We start from the raw sequence: 276 nt of genomic DNA, 5'->3' as shown, positions 1-276 counted from the left end.
CGGATTCCACCGCACCGCCAATCTGACAGAGCCTATGGGTTCGTTTTTTACTTTCCTCGGTTTTCTTTCGTTTCAGAAGTTCTTTCTTCTGTGCTGCATATCGTTTTGCTTTTTCAAGGCTTTCCTGTTCCTTTTTTTCCATTTCAAGCATTCGTTCTTCATAACTTTTTGTTGATTTTGCCATTATTACATTCTCCTTTCTTTTGCAAACATAAGTTCTCGGTTGCGTATCAGAAGAAGCACATGGTATAATCTTCTTGCGTGTAGGTATATCAT

At 38.8% G+C, this 276-nt stretch carries 1 pseudogene; it reads right to left on the bottom strand.

Annotation, left to right across the window (positions count from 1 at the left end):
* Positions 1-184: pseudogene (locus tag LJE09_RS17660) on the bottom strand (relaxasome subunit MobC); the annotation flags it as partial.
* Positions 185-276: the final 92 nt, after the last annotated feature.

Origin of the sequence: Blautia sp. DFI.3.45 (assembly GCF_020593505.1) — a bacterium.
Classification (GTDB): Bacteria; Bacillota; Clostridia; order Lachnospirales; family Lachnospiraceae; genus Blautia_A; species Blautia_A wexlerae.
This window is presented reverse-complemented; position numbering and strand designations above follow the sequence as displayed.